This is a genomic window from Mycoplasmopsis felifaucium ATCC 43428 (assembly GCF_000687775.1).
Taxonomy (GTDB): domain Bacteria; phylum Bacillota_I; class Bacilli_A; order Mycoplasmatales; family Metamycoplasmataceae; genus Mycoplasmopsis; species Mycoplasmopsis felifaucium.
Window position 1 is genome coordinate 1 of the sequence record NZ_JHXS01000013.1, and the last position, 18,943, is coordinate 18,943.

19 protein-coding genes and 1 tRNA gene are annotated in these 18,943 nt (G+C 29.2%); 9 read left to right on the top strand and 11 right to left on the bottom strand.

The genetic code is table 4. From position 1 onward, the window contains the following. The 11 genes from T390_RS03835 to T390_RS03845 all read right to left on the bottom strand — a co-directional run. Positions 1–235, bottom strand: a 235-nt coding sequence (locus T390_RS03835) for a hypothetical protein (RefSeq protein ID WP_036436151.1), incomplete at its 3' end; no start/stop codon positions are given. 185 nt (positions 236–420) lie between these two features. Continuing rightward, a complete protein-coding gene (gene atpC / locus T390_RS0102590; protein ID WP_027334949.1) occupies positions 421–837 on the bottom strand; it encodes an ATP synthase F1 subunit epsilon in 417 nt (138 codons plus the stop codon). A 6-nt stretch (positions 838–843) separates the two neighbouring features. Continuing rightward, positions 844–2,358, bottom strand: a complete 1,515-nt coding sequence (gene atpD / locus T390_RS0102595) for a F0F1 ATP synthase subunit beta (protein ID WP_051590858.1) — start codon at positions 2,356–2,358, stop codon at positions 844–846. 11 nt (positions 2,359–2,369) lie between these two features. Continuing rightward, complete coding sequence (atpG, locus tag T390_RS0102600; protein WP_027334951.1) at positions 2,370–3,236, bottom strand: ATP synthase F1 subunit gamma; 867 nt, start codon at positions 3,234–3,236, stop codon at positions 2,370–2,372. Continuing rightward, a complete protein-coding gene (gene atpA, locus T390_RS03840; protein WP_051590859.1) occupies positions 3,236–4,858 on the bottom strand; it encodes a F0F1 ATP synthase subunit alpha in 1,623 nt (540 codons plus the stop codon). Before atpA ends, atpG begins: the two co-directional genes overlap by 1 nt. Beyond that, the gene (gene atpH / locus T390_RS0102610) at positions 4,851–5,417 is read right to left on the bottom strand and encodes an ATP synthase F1 subunit delta (RefSeq protein ID WP_027334952.1); all 567 of its coding nucleotides are present in this window, start codon (positions 5,415–5,417) and stop codon (positions 4,851–4,853) included. Before atpH ends, atpA begins: the two co-directional genes overlap by 8 nt. A gap of 2 nt (positions 5,418–5,419) precedes the next feature. Continuing rightward, on the bottom strand, positions 5,420–5,986 hold the full coding sequence (atpF, locus tag T390_RS0102615; protein WP_036436154.1) for a F0F1 ATP synthase subunit B: 567 nt from the start codon (positions 5,984–5,986) through the stop codon (positions 5,420–5,422). A gap of 11 nt (positions 5,987–5,997) precedes the next feature. Next, positions 5,998–6,240: an ATP synthase F0 subunit C gene (gene atpE, locus T390_RS0102620; RefSeq protein WP_027334954.1), complete on the bottom strand. Its 243-nt coding sequence runs from the start codon at positions 6,238–6,240 to the stop codon at positions 5,998–6,000. Between the two features lie 8 nt (positions 6,241–6,248). Then, complete coding sequence (locus tag T390_RS0102625) at positions 6,249–7,103, bottom strand: F0F1 ATP synthase subunit A (RefSeq protein ID WP_084260954.1); 855 nt, start codon at positions 7,101–7,103, stop codon at positions 6,249–6,251. Further along, a complete protein-coding gene (locus T390_RS0102630; RefSeq protein WP_027334956.1) occupies positions 7,103–7,549 on the bottom strand; it encodes a hypothetical protein in 447 nt (148 codons plus the stop codon). The genes T390_RS0102625 and T390_RS0102630 overlap by 1 nt, the downstream gene beginning before the upstream one ends. A gap of 158 nt (positions 7,550–7,707) precedes the next feature. Beyond that, complete coding sequence (locus T390_RS03845) at positions 7,708–8,481, bottom strand: DegV family protein (protein ID WP_318023687.1); 774 nt, start codon at positions 8,479–8,481, stop codon at positions 7,708–7,710. On the opposite strand from T390_RS03845, the gene T390_RS04230 reads away from it, so the two are divergent. From T390_RS04230 to T390_RS0102675, 9 genes are all read left to right on the top strand, one after another. Then, positions 8,417–8,611, top strand: coding sequence for a hypothetical protein (locus T390_RS04230; RefSeq protein WP_235732226.1), 195 nt, complete (start codon positions 8,417–8,419; stop codon positions 8,609–8,611). The two genes, T390_RS03845 and T390_RS04230, sit on opposite strands and share 65 nt — an antisense overlap. A 78-nt stretch (positions 8,612–8,689) precedes the next feature. Further along, positions 8,690–10,681, top strand: coding sequence for an excinuclease ABC subunit UvrB (gene uvrB, locus T390_RS0102640; protein ID WP_027334957.1), 1,992 nt, complete (start codon positions 8,690–8,692; stop codon positions 10,679–10,681). Positions 10,682–10,710: 29 nt separating this feature from the next. Continuing rightward, positions 10,711–13,539 (top strand): excinuclease ABC subunit UvrA, encoded by a 2,829-nt coding sequence (uvrA, locus tag T390_RS0102645; RefSeq protein WP_027334958.1) that lies wholly within the window; start codon positions 10,711–10,713, stop codon positions 13,537–13,539. Between the two features lie 31 nt (positions 13,540–13,570). Next, positions 13,571–14,242 carry a nuclease-related domain-containing protein gene (locus tag T390_RS0102650; RefSeq protein WP_027334959.1) on the top strand — a complete coding sequence of 224 codons (672 nt, stop codon included), beginning with the start codon at positions 13,571–13,573 and terminating at the stop codon, positions 14,240–14,242. Beyond that, a complete protein-coding gene (locus T390_RS0102655; RefSeq protein WP_027334960.1) occupies positions 14,220–15,002 on the top strand; it encodes a YgjP-like metallopeptidase domain-containing protein in 783 nt (260 codons plus the stop codon). The genes T390_RS0102650 and T390_RS0102655 overlap by 23 nt, the downstream gene beginning before the upstream one ends. A gap of 23 nt (positions 15,003–15,025) precedes the next feature. Continuing rightward, positions 15,026–16,129, top strand: coding sequence for a redox-regulated ATPase YchF (gene ychF / locus T390_RS0102660; protein WP_027334961.1), 1,104 nt, complete (start codon positions 15,026–15,028; stop codon positions 16,127–16,129). Between the two features lie 33 nt (positions 16,130–16,162). Further along, positions 16,163–16,236: transfer RNA gene (locus tag T390_RS0102665), tRNA-Trp, on the top strand. Between the two features lie 227 nt (positions 16,237–16,463). Beyond that, the gene (locus T390_RS0102670; protein ID WP_027334962.1) at positions 16,464–17,534 is read left to right on the top strand and encodes a hypothetical protein; all 1,071 of its coding nucleotides are present in this window, start codon (positions 16,464–16,466) and stop codon (positions 17,532–17,534) included. Continuing rightward, positions 17,527–18,396, top strand: coding sequence for a nucleotidyltransferase domain-containing protein (locus T390_RS0102675; RefSeq protein ID WP_027334963.1), 870 nt, complete (start codon positions 17,527–17,529; stop codon positions 18,394–18,396). The genes T390_RS0102670 and T390_RS0102675 overlap by 8 nt, the downstream gene beginning before the upstream one ends. Positions 18,397–18,943 lie beyond the last annotated feature (547 nt).

The following is an 18,943-nucleotide window of genomic DNA, read 5'->3' on the forward strand; positions in this document are numbered from 1 at the left end:
TAGAGTAATTTAATTGCATCATATTCAAAATTTTATGTGCTTTAGTTATAGAAATATGATTAAAATGAACCTTTAATCTGTTCCTATAAAATATTTGATTTGCGTATTCTAAGTCTTTTTCAGAATCATTAATGTAAACGTGAATGTGTTTAGATCTATATTTTATTTGGCTATTGTATGAGTGTTTTACCGTTGTTTCGATACAGTAAACATTGTTTAAACTTTTAAATTTCATTATAATTATATTGCCCTTTCTATTTGGTTTTTATATTTATATTTTAGGGCAAAAATTATAAAAGTGGGGTTCAATTTTGGAACCTCACTTTTATAATGAATAAGCCTTAAAATATGTAAAAAATGCTTAAAAATAAATAAAAACACTCTTCATTATTATCTCGAAGAGTGTAATTAACTTTAAATTTAGTTTCTATCTTTTGAAACGTTTATTCTATTAATAGCTTTACGAAGTTTAATTTCAAATAATTTTTCATCACTTGCATTTTTGGCGTTTTCAAGTTGCTTCAATGCATAATCTCTATCTTTTTCGGCTTTTTCAACATCAATGTCTTTGCTTCAAATAATATCGTTTGTAATAATACGAATGCTTGATTCATCAACATAAACTATGCCATCGCCAATTGAACATTCTAAAGGTTCTTGATTATCTTTTACAGTTATAAATAGCTTACAAATGTCAATCGTTGAAAGGAATTCACTTCTATTTGGTTGAAGCATGATTTGTCCTCCACTTTTTGTAGAAAGTTGGACACTTGATACTTCACCATCATAAAAGATTTGTGATTGCGTAATGATTTTTAAATTACTGTATTTATACATAAAATGCTATTTTGCGGTGCTATTTGTTTCAATTGTAGAAGTATTTTCAGCTTGAGATTTTGTTTGTTGATTGTTAGCTTCTTGTTGCATTTTATTGTAGTTTGCAATTACATCATCAATTGAACCAACGTATAAGAATAATTCTTCTGGATAGTCATCATAGTCACCATTAAGGATAGCCTTAAAACTTCTTACGGTATCATCTTTTTTGACGTAAACACCTTTTTTACCCGAGAATTTTTCAGCAACGAAGAATGGTTGACTTAAGAAGTTTCTTATTCTTCTAGCTCTTTGAACAACTTTTTTATCTTCATCACTAAGCTCACCCATACCGAGAATTGCGATGATATCTTGAAGTTCTTTAAATCTTTGCAAGATAGCTACTACATTTTGAGCAACGTCATAATGTTCTTGACCGACTACAAGAGGATCTAATAATCTAGATGCTGATTCAAGAGGATCAATCGCAGGATAAATTCCTAAAGCAGCTATATTTCTGTCTAAAACGGTTTTAGCATCCAAGTGGTTAAATGTTGTTGCAGGTGCTGGGTCAGTTAAGTCATCAGCAGGTACATAAACAGCTTGTACAGATGTAATTGATCCAGATTGTGTTGAAGTAATTCTTTCTTGAAGTTGACCCATTTCAGTAGCCAATGTAGGTTGATAACCAACGGCACTAGGCATACGACCTAAAAGAGCACTAACTTCAGAACCGGCTTGTGTGAAACGGAAAATGTTATCAATGAATAACAGCACATCTTGATTTGCTTTATCTCTAAAATATTCAGCCATTGTTAAAGCGGTTAAGCTAACACGCATACGAGCCCCAGGAGGTTCATTCATTTGACCAAAAACTAAAGCGGTTTTATCTAAAACCCCAGCAGCTTTCATTTCATTATATAAGTCATTACCTTCACGGGTACGTTCACCAACTCCAGCAAAAACTGAAAGTCCACCGTGTTGAATAGCAATGTTATTAATTAATTCTTGAACAAGAACAGTTTTTCCTACACCAGCTCCACCGAAAAGACCTATTTTACTACCTTTTGCGTAAGGAACAAGCAAGTCAATAACTTTAATACCTGTTTCTAAAATTTCACTTTCAGTTCTTTGATCTTCATATGATGGAGCACTTGTGTGGATAGAATTTCTTTGACAATTTGGTGCAGGTTGTAAGTCAATTGGTTGGCCTAAAACGTCAAACATTCTGCCTAGAATGTCTTTTCCAACAGGAACTTGAATTGGATGACCTGTATCAATAACATCAATACCTCTTGGAAGACCTTGTGTTGAAACCATCGCAATAGTTCTAACTGTATCATCTCCAATGTGTTGAGCTACTTCAAAAGTATAAATTTGATCGTTGTAGTGAATTTCTAATGCATTTAATAATGAAGGCAATGAGCCTTTAGGGAATCTAACGTCAACAACAGGACCCATAATTTGAACAACTTTACCAACATTAGATTTTTGTTCAATTGGGTTAGATGTCTGTGTATCTAAAACTTTTGTATTTTCCATCTTATCTCCTTTTATTGAACTGCATCAGCTCCAGACACAATTTCAATAATTTCTTGCGTAATCTTACTTTGACGTTTTCTGTTGTATTCAATATTAAGATTATCAATTAATTGGTCTGCATTATCTGTTGCGTTTTCCATTGCAATACGTCTTGAAGCAATTTCACTGATTTTTGCACAAGCGATTGCCGAATATAGCTTTGAATCAATGTATAAAGGAATTGCTTCAGCAAGAATTTTTTTAGGACTTGGTTCAAATTCTAACTTATGGTCATATTCTTTTGAAGCTATTAATGGTCTAATAACTTCTTCGTTAAATGGATAAATTTGCTCGCATACATCTGTTTGCACAAGGTTGTTAATATATTTAGAATAAATAACCTTAATTGAACGAATTTCATTATTAGCATAAAGCTGCATAGCTAATTTAACAATTTTTTTAACGATTTTATGAATACTAATTTTAGGGTCTTGGTTGATAGTGTTAATAATTCTATCTTTATATAAGTGTTGAAGCCCTCTTAAGCCATATGAACCTAATATAATTAACTTATCATCCTGTGAAACAGTCTGTTTGGTTAATTTGATAATGTTGGCGTTATAACCGCCAGCCAATCCTAAATTACTTGAAACTACTATATATAAATCTGTTTTAGTATTGCTTTTTGGTTGTATCAAATCGTGTAATTCGTCTTCGTACAAATTTTGAAAGATTTTAGTAAAAATTTCATCAATCAAAACATCATATTTTAGAACTTCTTCATATTCTAATTTTGCCCTCTTAAGTTTTGAGAATGAAACAAGTTCCATAGCGTGAGTTATTTTTCTGATTGACTGAATTGTACCTATTCTACTTTTAATTCCACTTATACTTGACATTATTTACCTTGAGATATTGTCTGAGTTAAAGATTGATTATTTGTTGACGAATTAGCGTATTTTAAAGGCATTTTTGCATAATCTTCAGGGTTATAGTTAGTTAAAGTCATAATGATTTTATTAACTATATCAACTAAATGCATAGAAAGCTCATTATAAAGCTCAGGACTTAAAGCGTTATTATTTGCTTTAATTTTTTCAACTAAGTTTATACCTGTAAGGTCTTTATTGATGAATTTAATAACTTCATCACGATAACGATTAATTTCTGTAGCAGGTAAAGGATTAATAATTTTTTCCTTAACTCCCATCAAAATAGCTACTTGCGTATATTGATTTAACGGTGAATATTGTTCTTGTTTTAAAATTTCATAAACTTTTGCACCGTGGTTTAAGATGTTTTTGGTTGAATCATCCAAGTCAGAACCGAATTGTGCAAATGCTAACATTTCATTGTATTGAGCAAGTTCAAGCTTTAATGAACCAGATACTTGTTTCATGGCTTTGATTTGAGCTGCTGAACCAACACGAGAAACACTAAAACCAACATCAACAGCAGGTCTTTGTCCAGAGTTGAATAAGTTTTCTCTTGTGAAAATTTGTCCGTCAGTAATTGAAATAACATTTGTAGGGATATAAGCTGAAATATCACCTTGTTGCGTTTCAATAATTGGCAGTGCAGTAATTGAACCACCACCAAAGTTTTTGTTTACTTTTGCAGCTCTTTCTAAAAGTTGAGAGTGCAAGTAGAAAACATCACCAGGATAAGCCTCACGACCTGGAGGTCTTCTAAGAAGTAATGATAATGTTCTATATGCAATCGCATGTTTTGAAAGGTCATCATAAACGATTAAACAGTTTTGGCCTTGTGACATTCATTCTTCTGCGATTGCTGTTCCTGAATAAGGAGCAATATATTGTTGAGGAGCTAATTCTGAAGCACCAGAAATTAAAACAGTTGTATATTCCATAGCTCCAAAATCTTGAAGTTTTTTAACTATTTGTGCTACTGTAGAGTTCTTTTGACCAATTGCTACATAAATACATTTAACATTTTTATCTTTTTGGTTAATGATTGCATCAATAGCAATGGCTGTTTTACCTGTTTGTCTATCGCCGATGATTAATTCACGTTGACCTTTACCGATAGGAATCATCGAGTCAATAGAGATAATACCTGTTTCAAGTGGTTCGTTAACTTCTTCACGAGACATAACACCGGGTGCTATTTTAAAGATTTCACGTTTTTTATTGCTTTTAATTGGACCTTTTCCGTCAATAGGATTACCTAAGGCATCAACTACTCTACCAATTAAAGCATCACCAACTGGAACTGAAATAACTTCGCCAGTTCTTGAACAAGTTTCGCCTTCAGTAAGTTGATCAGCATTACCAAAGATAGCAACACCAGCGACTTCTTCTTCTAAGTTTAAAACTAAACCATAAATGTCATTTTTGAACTTAATAATTTCACCATTTTTAGCGTTATCTAAGCCATTAACCAAAGCAATACCATCACCAATTGTAACGATTGTACCAACTTCAGCATAGTCAACTTTAGAGTCAAAATTTCTAATTCTATCTTTAATAATTGCACAAATATCTTCCATTTGATTAGCCATTTATACCTCCTTTTCTTGTAATTGATAATAATAATTTTTTCAAATCAGTTTCGGCATTATGTTCAATAATTTCATTGCCTAAAACGATTTTGAATCCCGAAATTAAACTTTCATCTATGTAGTCTTTCAAAATTACTCTCTTGTTTTTTTCTTTTTCAAGCTTAGTAATAATTTGATTTAATGTTTCTTTCTTTAATGGATAAGCGGTATAAATTTTTCCACTTAAAATATTTAAATAGCTTTGAGCCATTGTTAAATATGCTGACATAATTCTTGGCAAAAGTGATGCTGTATTCCTATCAACAAGTACTTTTAGGAAATTTTTAAAAATGTCAGTATCCTTTGAAATAGACATTTTTTGACTAATGTCATCAATCAATGAAAGTCTTTCTTCCTTAGTTTCGTTTATATTTGATAATACAGTTGTGATGATTTCATCATTGTTGATGAAATCATCAAATTCTGCTAAAAAGTTATATGTTTTTTCAACTAACTTTTGTTCTTTTAGAAGTTCAAATAATGCTAATGCATATCCGTCTGGGTTAGCTTTTGAATACATTATTATTTATTCTTATCTTTTAAGAATGATTCAATAATTTTTTCTTGTGATTCATTTGAAACTTCGTGTTTAACAATTTGTCTAGCAAGTTCAACTGCAGTGTTTGCTATATTGTTTTTTGATTCTTCAAGAAGCAATGCTTTTTCTCTATTGATATCCATTTTAGCTTTTTGTAAAATACGTTTTGATTCTACACGAGCTTGATCTGTATATTGAGCTATAACCTTTTCACCATGCACTTTAGCATTTTTAATAATGTCATTTGCATCAGCATAAGCTTGGGAAAGTCTTAAGTTAGCTTCTTGTAATTTTTGTTGAGATAAATCATTAGTTGCTTTAGCTTGATCAATATTATTTTGAATATAATCTTGTCTTTCTTTCATAGCTTTTTTAATAGGTTTATGAAGCAAGAATCATAAAATAACAATAACTAGTATTAGTGCAATTAATGTTGAAATCAACATTGGATACGATGGGAACATTGCGTAAAATTTTTCCGTTAGCGTTGTTTTAATATCGCTTTCGGCAAATTTTGCACTTTGGTTTCCGATTGTAATTAATTCATTCATAGTCTGCTTAATTAGGCCATTTTAATGCCAGGGAATACGAACATTAATAATATAGCAACAATTAATGAGTAAATAGCAGCAGATTCTGCGATAGCTTGACCAACAAGCATCATTGTTCTAATTTTACCAGCAGCTTCTGGATTACGTCCAACAGCTTCGGCAGCTTTACCAGCAGCCATACCTTGACCTAAACCAACACCAAGACCTGAAATCATTGCGATTCCAATGCCAACTGCGATTAATCCTTTATCCATGTTTCCTCCTAATAAATGTTTTGATTTAAAGTTAATGCTTTTGAGTTTTTAGTATTTTGAGTTGTTTCTAAACCTTCGTTATTTACAGTCATTGAGGCTTCTTTGACTTTCTTTTCGTTAATTTCAACTTCAGAAGATCATCAAATTGAGGTTAAAGAACAAAATACTAAAGCTTGAATGAAGGCACTAAACATATCAAAATACATATGTAAAAATGGTGTTATTAATGGTGCCAAAATTGGTCATGCTGTGTTATTTTGCATTGCCTTTGTAAAGTTTTGGCCAGTCATTAAAGCAAATAAATAACCAAAAATATAGTAAACAAGGAAAACAATTACAGCTCCACCAATAATGTTTCCGAAAATACGGAATGAGATTGAGATTAAAGGTGAAAATTGACCAATGATTTCAATAGGATTCTTATATTTCTTTAAAAAACGCCATTTTTGATACATAAAACCTACGACGTATATACCTATAAAAGTAATTAATCCGCAAGTTAATGCAACTGAGTAAGAAGTTGTTACTGGTTCAAAACCAATTAATCCAAGTAAGTTTCCAACAAATAAGAAAGTAGCTAAACCAAAGACATAAAACTTAGCTTTAGGTAATTTATTTTCAGTATTGTCATCGTAGGCTGAATCAATGTAATTTACATAGCCTTCCATAACAAACAAAATGCCTTTAGGAGCTTTATCTTTTCTGGCTTCTTTTTTGATTTTGATAAAAACTATTAATGAAACAATTAAACAGATTAAAACTATTAGGATTAATGACAATAATTGTTTTTGGTTTCATTCACTTCACTCATGTTTGATGGCATCTATACCTTGAGGGAGAGTTTTTTCAAACTTTTGCACCATTATGCCTCCTTTCTTTTAGATTTCTTTTTAAACAAAAAAGCGATAAATATAGATATTTTCGTCATTGATAAGCCACCCATAAAAGCTAATATATTGATTGGATAAAATCCTAATTGATAACCATTATCCTTATATATATTGGTTCCGTTGGACGCTGAATATTTATTAATAAAAATAATTCCAATAGTCATTGCCGAAACAACCAATAAAATAGCAGTATAAATTAAAATATTTATTGAAATTGCTGCTTTTTTATCTTTGTATATTCAGTAATAACTAAGCAAATCTTTAATTAAAAAAATAACCAACGATAAGGCTGAACCAATTAAAAAACCAAGCATAAGGGACGCTTTTGCTCACTTAAAAAAAGCTAGCAAAAGTGCAGCAATTGACACTGATAAAATGACATTAATTAGAACCATTTTATTAGTTTCTTTTGCATTCATATACTTGTTTTATACCTCGCTGTTTTTGATGTTATATTAATAACATATTGCTATTATAATACTATTTAATAGTTATTAAAGCTTTTTAAAAATTATTAGTAATATGTAATTATTTACATATTAAAAGTAAATAAAAAAGCATAACTTTTTACATGTAGTTATGCTGAATAATTAATTTCTTTAAATTTTTCTGCTATTAAATCTGCTAATTCTGAAGAAATAACTAAAAGCATTAATGCGTATCCTTCCGGCCCTACGTGCATTGAAACGACTGGAGGAATAAAACAAACTAAAGGAGCTATTTTATAGGTATATTGGATTTCTGAAACTATTTTATGCTTATATTCGTCCTTAAAACCTGAGTGTTCTAAAACTGGAAATATAACGTTTTCATCACTTGCTTTAAAGTCTACAGCTTTATTAATGATATTTTTGCTTACAGCTTTTTCAAATTTAATTCCAACGCCTTCTTTTAATAGTTTTCCATTCTCTCATTTAATTAATGGAACAATTCTAAGCATTTTTGCTATAGTGGATGCGGCAGGATGTAATCTGCCTCCCTTAACTAAATAATTGTTATATTTTGGAATTAATGTTATAGATTTATTAAAACCATTATTCTCTATAAAACTGATATATTCGTCAATTTTAGATGAATCTAATTTCATTTGTTGATCTAATCAAATACAATCAAAAGCAATTAACTGAACAACTTCAACTGATTCTATTACTCTTAATTTTGGAAAGTCAGCCTCCATTAATTTTAAAGACCGATATGAGCTTGATAAATGTTTAGAAATTGGATAAACAATTATTTTGTCATATGTTTTAGACAATTCTTCAAATAATTCATTAGCTTCTGCCATATTGAATGCAGATGTTTTAACGTTTGATGTTAGTTTAAATTTATCAAATAATGTTTCTGGTGTTATATCAACACCATTTGCGTATGTTTTACCATCTATTTCAATGTATATGAGGAAAGTAAAACCAACCTATTTTTTAGCTTGTAACTTAGTTAAACCACAAGACGAATCAACAACTATTGCATATTTCATATAAAAATTATATAGTATTCACTATCGCATAAATCCGTTGACTATTGAATATAAGTAAATTTTAAATAAGTATAATTTACATATGTCTATATTTAAGCTTCATTCAAATTATTCTCCTTCAGGTGATCAGCCAGAAGCAATTTCAGAATTAGTTCAAGGTATTAAAAACGGTGAAAAAAGCCAGGTTTTACAAGGTGTTACTGGTAGTGGTAAAACTTTTACGATTGCTAATGTAATTAAAGAATTTGACAGACCAATTATTGTGCTGTCTCATAATAAAACTTTAGCGAGCCAACTTTATTCTGAATTAAAAGGGTTCTTCCCTGAAAATAAGGTTGAATACTTCGTTTCTTATTTTGATTACTATCGCCCCGAAGCTTATATTCCTTCAAGCGATTCATACATTGACAAAACAAGTAAGACAAACGTAGATTTGAATGCTATGAGAATGAGCACAGTAAATTCAATTCTTACGAGAAACGATACTATAGTAGTTGCTTCAGTTTCGGCTATTTATGGTGCTTTAAGTCCATATGAATATGAAGAAAACTTTTTATATATCTCTAAAAATATGGAACTTAATAGAGACGAATTAATTAAACAACTAATTAAACGTAATTATTCAAGAAATGATGTAGCTCTTGAAATGGGTAATTTTAGTGTTAAAGGTGATTTAATTTATATTAGACCTGCATATGATGAAAGTTTTATTATTAGATTGGATTTCTTCGGTGATGAACTTGATTCGATTTCAACTTGTGACCCTATAACAAAGGAAGTTTTGCGAAAACATAATGACTTAATTATTTTCCCGGGTGATGCTTATACAGTTAATATTGATATTATCAAGAAAACTTGTGCTTTAGCTCAAATTGAACTTGATGAAAGAGTTAAATATTTTGAGAAACATAATAAATTATTAGAAGCTCAAAGAATCAAAGAGAGAACTGATAGAGATTTAGACTCGTTAGCAGAATTTGGTGTATGTCCTGGTGTTGAAAATTATTCAATGTATCTAGATAATAGAACTTTTGGACAAAGACCATATACCTTATTTGACTACTTTCACGGTAAAAAACCAATTATGTTTATAGATGAATCACATATGATGATACCTCAACTTAAAGCTATGTTTAAGGGTGACAGAGCCCGTAAGCAAACCTTAGTTGATTATGGATTTAGATTGCCAAGTGCATTGGAAAATAGGCCACTTACTTTTGAAGAGTTTGAAAATGATTTTGATTTCCAAACCGTCTATATTTCAGCCACACCTGACGAATATGAATTAGATAAAACCAATGGTGTTATTACGAGATTATTTGTAAGACCCACAGGATTATTAAACCCAATTATTGAAGTTAGACCAACTAAAGCTCAGGTTGAAGATATTTATAATGAGCTACAAAAACAAAAAGAAAAAAATGAAAGAACATTGATACTAACTATCACAAAAAGACTTGCAGAAGAGTTAACTAGATTTTTCTTAGAAAAAAACGAGAAAGTAGCCTACATTCATAGCGAGCATAATACTTTTGAAAGAAATGAAATTTTAAGAAAACTAAGAAAAGGAATTTATGACACTGTAATCGGTATAAACTTGCTTCGTGAAGGTATTGATTTGCCCGAAGTAAGCTTAATTATGGTACTGGACGCCGATAAAGAAAGCTTTTTCCGTTCTACTAGAAGTTTAATCCAAATAGCTGGTAGAGCAGCGAGAAATGCTAATGGTAAAGTTATTTTTTACGCTGATAATATGAGTAAAAGTATGGCTGAAACCATTGAACAAAATAATGAAATTAGAAAAATCCAAGAAGATTACAATTTAAAACATAATATTACGCCAAAAACAATTATTAAACCAATTGCAGAGCCAATTCAAGGGCACGGAATTGAAAATGCAGTTGAATTATTCTTCAAAAATGCTAAATCTAAAGATAAAGTAAATACAGCATTAACTAAGGATGAATTAATTAAGAATTTAAAAGCTCAAATGGAACAAGCTTCGAAAGAATTAAATTATGAAAGAGCTATTGAATTAAGAGACTTAATTTTAGAGCTTAAAGCAAATGACTAAAAACGCTGTTTTATAGTGCTGGAGGTATAATGTCAACAAAAGACGAAATTATTATAAGAGGAGCTAAAGAAAATAATTTAAAAAATATTGATTTAGTACTTCCTAAAAACAAGCTGATTGTATTTACGGGCCTATCTGGCAGTGGTAAAAGTAGTTTAGCCTTTAATACAATTTATGAAGAAGGACGCCGGAGATATGTTGATAGCTTAAGTAATTATGCTAGATTATTTTTAGGTGGAACAAGTAAGCCTAATGTTGATTCAATTGATGGATTAAGTCCTTCTATTTCAATTGAACAAAAAACAACACATAATAACCCTAGATCAACAGTAGGAACTGTAACTGAAATATATGATTATTTCAGGTTACTTTTTGCTCGAATTGGTATTCCTTATTGCCCTAATCATAATGTAAAAATATCTAGCCAGACCAATAAAGACATTATCAATAGCATTTATGAATTTCCTAATAACTCTAAGTTATATATACTTTCGCCAGTAGTAGATGGTGAAAAAGGTACCTTTGCAAACTTAATTCAAAAATTAAAAACCGAAGGATTTATTAGAGTTAAAGTAGATGGTGAAATATACAATTTAGATGATAATATTCAACTTGAAAAGAATGTTAAACATTATATTGACATACTAGTTGATAGAGTTGTTTTAAACGAAGAAAATAGAAACAGAATTTCCGAAGCTATTAACGTAGCACTTGAATATTCTAAAGGTCTTGTTAAAGTGGAAACTACTGAAGGTGAAATTAAAAAATTCTCAAAATTACACTCTTGTATTTATAAGGATTTTGAGATGCCTAAAATTGATACAAGATTATTTTCGTTTAATTCTCCTTTTGGTATGTGCGATACCTGTAAAGGACTTGGAGTAACTTTAAAAGGTGATTTTGATGCTTTAGTTCCTGAAAAATGGAGAACTATTAATGATGGGGCAATCAAAATTTTTGAAAATACAGTTAATACACAAAATCTAGAATGGCAGGAATTTGATGTTTTACTTCATCATTATGGTATAGATAAAAATACTCCAATTAATGAGCTTTCTAAAAAAGAGATTGACATTATTAAATATGGTTCAAAAGAAGATATGGAATATGTTTTAGTTTCTTCAAGCGGTAATAAGACTAGAAGATTCAGACATATTGAAGGTGTATTAGAAAAAATCGAAAACAGCTATTTTAATACCTCAAGTGAAAAAATTAGAGAATGAATACGTAGATATATGGGGTCGTTCACTTGCTCTAAATGTAAAGGCTCAAGATTAAATGAATACGCCTTAAGTGTAAGGGTTAATAATCTAAATATTTATGAAATGGTGTCAAAAAGCGTTGATGATATTTTAATTGAATTAGAAAATCTAAAATTAAGTGATGAAGAAAAATTCATTTCACAGCTAATAATGAATGAATTGCAAAATAGGCTTAAATTTTTGAAAAACGTAGGTTTAGGATATTTAACCTTAAGCAGAAATGCTGAAACTTTAAGTGGTGGTGAAAGTCAAAGAATTAAGTTGGCCACACAAATTGGATCAAATTTAACTGGAGTTTTATATGTTTTAGATGAGCCATCAATTGGTTTACATCAAAAAGATAATGAACGTTTAATTAGTACACTTCAAAAAATGGTTGATATTGGTAATACTTTAATTGTGGTTGAGCACGATGAAGATACTATTAAAGCTGCTGATTTTATAGTTGATATAGGCCAATATGCTGGTATTCATGGCGGTGAAGTTATAGCTGCTGGTTCTGTTCAAGACATTGTTAAAGAACCTAAATCAATAACTGGAAAATATCTTTCAGGTGAATGAAAAATTGAAGTGCCTAAGTTTAGAAGAAGCGGAAATGGTAAGGTTCTAGAAGTTTTTGGTGCTGCTGAAAATAATCTTAAAAAAATAGATGTTAAATTTCCTTTAGGAAAATTTATAGGTGTAACTGGTGTATCGGGAAGTGGTAAAAGTAGCTTAATTAATGAGATTTTGGTAAAAGGTGTTGAAAAATATTTATCTAAGAATTCACAAGGCAGAGTAGGTGAATTTAAGTCATTTAACGGACTAAATTTTATAGACAAAATAGTTCCCGTTAATCAAAGTCCAATAGGTAGAACTCCTAGAAGTAATCCGGCTACATATACATCTGTTTTTGATGATATTAGAGATATTTTCTCATCAGTTGAAGAATCGAAAGCTAGAGGTTATCAAAAAGGTCAATTTAGTTTCAATCTTCCAGGTGGAAGATGTGAAAAATGTCAAGGTGATGGATCTATCAAAATTGAAATGCATTTCTTACCTGATGTTTATGTTTTATGTGATGATTGTGAAGGCCAAAGATACAATAGGGAAACATTAGAAGTTAAATATCATAATAAAAATATTTCGCAAGTGCTAGATATGACAGTAGATGAAGCGTTAGAATTTTTTAGTGCTCGACCTAACATTAAAAATAAATTACAAACCTTACAGGATGTAGGTCTTGGCTATATAAAATTGGGTCAATCATCTACAACTTTAAGTGGTGGAGAAGCACAAAGAGTAAAATTAGCTACTTATTTACAAAAGAAAGCTACAGGGAAAACAGTGTATGTATTAGACGAACCGACTACAGGATTGCATACTTATGATGTAGCTAAGTTACTAACTGTATTAAATAATATTGTTGATAATGGTGATACGGTTATTGTTATAGAACATAATTTAGATGTAATAAAGTCTTGCGATTATCTTATTGATTTAGGACCTGATGGCGGCGTAAATGGCGGTAGAGTTGTAGCTTCAGGAACGCCTGAGCAAGTAGCTCAAAACCCAAATAGTTACACAGGTCAATATCTTAAAAATATTTTAAAATAGTAATATATGAAAATCTTCTAATGGAGGATATATGTGAAAGTTATGATTGTCATTTAGTTTAATTACAGTTGCTATCATTCTTGTACTTGTTTTTATTTTTATAGCAAATCAAAAAACAAGAAAGAAAACAACAATAGGAGCCAGATTCGAGGTTTTGGTTGATGAAAAGTTAACCATATATGCCAAAAATAATGGTTTTAAATACCTTAAAGGTGGATTGTTCAAATATTCGCAGGACCAATATTTTGAAATTGATGGAGTTTTAATTGGTAATAAATCTGTTTACATTGTTGAAGATAAATATTATATCGGTAAGCTTTTTGGAATTTCATATGCTGACAAATTAACCCTTAAAATAGGTAATAAAGAAAAAAGTATTAATAATCCATTACTTCAAAATTTCAAACATATTAAACATTTTTATAATATGTGCGGATTTAATTTCCCAGTATTTTCACTTCTTATATTACCTTCGGAAACTTCATATAATATTGATCAATTAGATTCATGAAGTATTATTGCTAACGAAGACAAAATTAATAGTGTACTTGATACGGTTTCAAATGATTTAGCTGATGAACCTGATTTATCATATGAAGTTATTAAAGCGGTGATTGATGCTGTTAATTTAGGTAGAGCAACATCATTAAAAGATATAAGTAAATTTAATAAAATAATTCATGAAGATAAAAACACTAATTAATAGTATTTTTAGGCAAGATTATAACCAAGAAATTAATATATATTATGAACCTTCAGGAAGAATAAAATTTGGTTCATATATTATTAAATTAGAGCCAATAACTAAAGACATCATTGTTAAAAGTAGTTTTATTAACTTTGATTTATTTGCAAAATTTGAGCCTAAAATTAATGAAAAAATAAATCGTTTTTTAGACAAAAATTATATTAAAACAGTTTTAAACGAAAAAAATACACACTTTATAATATGAAACACAGATGCTTGCCCTCATAATATTCAAATTTTTGGTGAGCAATATCTTTTAAGGTGAGATTTTAGAACATCAAAAAAAGTTGAATATGATCTCAACACAGAATTAAAAACCCTTACTATTCGTTGTAATGTTTCAAATTTAAGTAATTCAAACCACAGAAGAAAAATATTCATCAATTGTTTAAGCGATATTTTTCTAAAATACCTACAAAACAGGCAAAAACATTGATCAGAATTGATGGAAACACATAATCCTAACATTGAAGTTAAACATAGTATTAAAACTTATTTAGGCAAGAACTATTGCAAAGGTTTTAAAATAGTTTATTCACTTAGTATGTTAAGTTCTAGTGTTGGATTAATTGATGTTTTAATTTTGCACGAACTAAACCATAATATTTATAGTAAGCACGATAAATTGTTTTATGATAATATGGAAAAATATATTACTAATGCTAAATATATTGATAAAAATGAAGTAAAAAAAGTAAAGGTTATTATTGATTAACCTTACACAAAAAAGGAGAATTTATGTCATTAAAAGCTGGAATTGTTGGCCTTCCTAATGTTGGAAAAAGTACCTTATTTAGTGCTTTAACAAAGCACCAAGTTGAAGCTTCAAATTATGCTTTTACAACTATAGATCCAAATATTAGCAGTGTTGCTTTAAAAGATCAAAGACTAGTTGAATTAGCTAAAATTGTTAACCCGCAAAAAATAGTACCCGCAACATTTGATTTTGTTGATATTGCTGGGCTTGTCAAAGGTGCTTCAAGAGGTGAAGGATTGGGGAATAAATTTCTTGCAAACATAAGAGAAGTGGATGCAATTATTCATGTAGTTCGTTGTTTTGAAAATAAAGATATTATGCACGTTGCTAATGAAGTAAATCCAGTTAATGATAAAAATGTTATTAATTTAGAATTAATGCTTGCTGACTTAGAAACCGTTAATAATATCATTAACAGAATTCATAAAAAAGCAAAAGCAGGTGATAAAAACGCTATTGCTGAAGAAAATTTAGTATTAAAATTAAAAAACTTATTAGAAATCGAACAACCAGTTAGATCTATAGTTCCTGATTTATCTGAAGATGAAACAAAACTACTTAAAACATATCACTTACTTACTGCAAAGCCAATGATTTACGTTGCTAATATGTCTAGCGAACAAATTTCAGATTATCAAAATGATAAGTTATTTAATGAATTAAAAAATTCTCTTGTAAATAATGAAAAAATAATTCCTATTTGTGTTCAATTAGAATCTGAATTATCTCAGCTTGATGAAAATGAAATTAATGAATGACTTAGTTCATATAACATTAAACTAAGTGGTTTGGATATTTTAGCCAGAGAAGCTTTTGACTTATTAAAATTGAAAACTTATTTTACTGCCGGTGAAATGGAAGTTAAAGCTTGAGTATTTAAAGACGGAATGCTTGCTCCAGCTTGTGCAGGGATAATCCACAGCGACTTTGAAAATAAATTTATTAAAGCTGACATTATAAGTTATGAAGATTATATAGCATATAACGGTGAACAAGGTGTTAGAGCCGCTGGCAAAATTAGAAGCGAAGGCAAAAACTACGTTATGAAAGATGGAGATATTTGTCACTTCAAGTTTGGCAGATAATTATTAAACTATTGTATACTTTATTATACTAATGGGAGTTTAGTATAATGGTAGTACTGCAGCCTCCAAAACTGCTTGCAAGGGTTCGATTCCTTTAACTCCCGCCATATTTGTATAGAATTTATATAAAGAATTTAGTACCTAAAAGGTGCTATTTTTATTTGCTGTTTTTTAACGGAAGGGTTATTTATGATAAAAATAGAGTTTTAAGCAATTTTATCTTCTTTATAGAATATGGCAAAAATATCACTTCTTATGCCTATATTTTACATGTTTGTTAATGAGTTAAATTATTATATATAATAATTTCATATTCAAGTATGGAGGTATATGTATGAACTATTATAATGTTACTCCACAGTTTTTAAGTAAAGGAGTTGTCTTATGCGTTCCAGGATTATTTTGCACTGCTGAAACATATGATCCAATGTGAAAAAATCTGAAATTATTAGAAAATATTACAACGATTTCAATTTGTGATGAAGTTTTACAAGTGTTAAACATCCATAGCGGATATATTATTAATGTTTTAAATAGACAACGCGAAATTCCAAAGATTTCCTTTTTCAAAGTCCTTTTTTCAAATTGAATTGGAAGAGTAGATGATCAAGTTGAAGAATTACATACAATTATTTTAAAAATACAACAAGTTTTAGGTGCTGATACCCCTATCTTTTTAGTTGGTTACTCTAAAGGCGGATTGGTAAATATGCGATATGTATCATTGCATAAAGGTATTGTCAAAAATATCACATCAATTGGAACACCTTACGAAAATAATTTTTTACAGACTATTTTAACTATTTCTGATGACATTTTTAAAAATGCGGCAATTATGTCTTATGGTGGGGTTTCATCGCTTATGTCAAAAATCAGCGATTTATTGGATAATTATGTTGCTGACGAGGATTTAGGTTCAAATGAGTTTTTTGTAAAACTTAAAAACGGTTGAAATTCATTACCTTCTTATCAAAAACCTTATATAACTTGTATAGGTTGTTCTCAAATTGGTTTATCATCAAATTCACTTTATGGTTCAGATTTAATAGTAGATGTTCAAGTTCAAAGAGCTTCAAATTATTCAAATATCAATTCAAGAAAGTTAATAGATGATAATTATGAACATTTTGATCATAATAAGTGGTATGACATTTTATACCAATTATCTCCAGTTAGTTTGATAGAAATAACAGAAAATATTCGCTGAGGAATTGAAAAATTCATTAAGAAATGAGACATTATAGACCTTTTATTTGGTTTTCTTTTAGCGTTAATTCCATACACATGGAATTTGGATAAATATGATTTAATTCACACAAAACAACTCGGGAACAAAAATGTATGCAAAGAGGTTTTGGCTGCAATAAATAAATCTAATCCAAATCAAGGGGGTTATTATGAATAAAAGTGGAATTTTGCCTTTTGTTTATAGAAAAAAATTTTTAAAGGCTATGCTATCTAATTTTGAATATGATCACCAAGTTATTAGGGATTTAAATCAAGCGGACATTACCGACAATATTAAAAATAAAAAATATAAAGCAATTTCAGCATTTTATGATTTACTTACATCCGATGAAGTTGTTAAAGACAAACTAATTTATGATTTATTCTTTAGTATTAGTTGTTTTGGCGATAACTTTTTACCATCAAAAGAATCGGTAGAAATAATTTTGAGCCTATACTATACGAAAGATGGCAATGATTTCTCATATAATTTATTTGTTTATTTAGCTTCTTTATGTTCTATTCAAATAGCTTCAGCAATTTACTTATTTTTATTTAATAAAAGATTTTATAAAGATTCTTGTTCGTTGAATATTTTTTATTTTAATGATACCAAGCATCTGCTTCAAATCAAAAATGATAAAAATCTTTTTTTAAAATATATTAATAATTTAGTTGAAAAAAGTCAAAAAATTTCTGTACAAAATAAATTATTTAATTTGTCCGAAATTGAAGAATTAATCAATAAAATACCAGATACTATTATTGATTTTTTAGATATTAAGCAAATTAGGATATTTGGATCTTATTACAAAAATAATCAAAATAGTTATAGCGATATTGATTTTCTGATAATCACAGATTCTAAAAATTCTGATAATAACTTAACTAGAGATTTGATTTCTAAATGCTTAACTGATATTTTTGGTGAATGTATTGATATTAAAGCGATTGATGTTAATCATCAATTTGATGAGTTCGAAAGATGCATCCTAATAGATTCTAAAGTATTAAAGACATATGGTGATATTTTATGTTAAGATGGACTTTTGGAATATTATTGATATTTTTATCATTTTTTATAGTTGGGCACGGAATTCTTTCATTTCTTGTAACAAGAAATGTTGGAAATATTAATTTTATTCTAGCCCCGTTATTTTCAATATTTTTCACTTTTCCGATTGGATGTATTTGTTTGATATTTGGGCTAATATTGCTTTTTAAAAAGTAAGGTAAAAATAATTAATTAATCTAATACGAATATTGAATATACACATATTTAACTTTTTATAAAGGTTAACATTATTCATTATAAAAGTGAGGTTCCAAAATTGAACCACACTCCCAGATTGTAATTTCAAAAGCTACAATCAAAATAAAGATATATCTTATTTACAAGGTATATCTTTTTTATATATTTTAAAAAACTTAAATAATAAAAAATCAAGATAGACATCTCAATTTTTATAATTAATCTATTAGCTTTTTAAAAAATTTGTTTCTATTAGCGTTGCTTGCGTGTCCTCGTTTTTGTCATCCGTATAAATTTTCATTTTCTGGTATTTCATTTCACGGGTTTTCTTGACT